The sequence below is a fragment of the Bartonella sp. AP58NXGY genome, from assembly GCF_042195785.1.
GTDB lineage: Bacteria > Pseudomonadota > Alphaproteobacteria > Rhizobiales > Rhizobiaceae > Bartonella.
Genome location: NZ_JBHIOY010000115.1, coordinates 1 through 1019 on the forward strand (window position 1 = coordinate 1; position 1019 = coordinate 1019).

General features: G+C 33.1%; 1 protein-coding gene and 1 pseudogene. One reads left to right on the forward strand and one right to left on the reverse strand.

Annotated features, from left to right (window positions below; translation table 11 throughout):
- Positions 1-309, forward strand: a pseudogene (locus ACFINC_RS09835) (hypothetical protein); the annotation flags it as partial.
- A 14-nt stretch (positions 310-323) separates the two neighbouring features.
- On the opposite strand, the gene ACFINC_RS09840 reads toward ACFINC_RS09835, so the two are convergent.
- Positions 324-788, reverse strand: coding sequence for a hypothetical protein (locus ACFINC_RS09840; protein WP_375612634.1), 465 nt, complete (start codon positions 786-788; stop codon positions 324-326).
- Positions 789-1019: the final 231 nt, after the last annotated feature.

The following is a 1019-nucleotide window of genomic DNA, read 5'->3' on the forward strand; positions in this document are numbered from 1 at the left end:
TATGATGCCGCGCAACAGTACTTACAGATAAGAAATAATTACCTTTGTGCAAAAGGCTTGCCTAATGCGATTTATGATGATGTGTCTACAAATTCAGATCCAGATAGCTTTGAACAATGGGTTCAAAAAGCAACAAATCACTATCAAGCCGTGAAAGAGGCACTAAAAGAAGCACAATGCCTTTATAGACAGTATAATCTTCATGCTGCGCTACAGTACCTCGTTATAGAAGATCAAATGCTACCCCACCTTGTGAATTCATTACGGATTGCTCTTAATGCGCTTCAGAAGCATTTTTCAAAAAAGTAGATTTGAAAGAGATACTACCACCCATATATATATGGTATTGCAATAACAGCTAAGGCGGTCATTATTGTAAATAAAAACGCCGGAATCTTTAATCTAAATCGCCAGAGTATGTTAATCGGAAGAGACATGATGGTGATTATTATAAAGCCTATTACGAACCATTCTATTATTTGTTTTTTTTTAGAATGATGTTTTAATAATTCATAATAGTCTTTTTCACTTATAGAAGCTAGTCTAATGTCATTTCCGAGTTCTTCTCTGAGTTTTTTAAACTTATTAAAATTATAATCCAATATTTCTTCTGAAATACAAGTAACAAAAGAAGATGGATTTCGTACATCACGCAAAACAGGAATTTGGCCATCTGGGCATAGTTTTAAATACCTATCTTCTGCTAATGATTGACTACTTATATGGCTAGTGAATAAGATACTTATTATTCCGAATAAGGCAATTTTCTTTAAATACGATAATAACATTAGATTTTATCTTGTTTTTCATTGTTACATCTTCGCTTCATACAGATTCCCTTTGAAATTATCAATATGTGTTATTTTTATGTTGACAAAGTGTAGCAAATCGTATTTAATGACAAATACGGCACTGGTCGTACTGTATCTAAATGAGGGTGTGGTACAGTTCAAAATCCCCGCAAATGCGGGGTTTTTTATTATCTGGAGGGTGTATTTTATGACATCACAAAATACAGA

What these genes read in the sequence shown, in the direction of transcription:
- ACFINC_RS09840 (WP_375612634.1), bottom strand. Translation starts at nt 788, where the DNA reads ATGTTATTATCGTATTTAAAGAAAATTGCCTTATTCGGAATAATAAGT.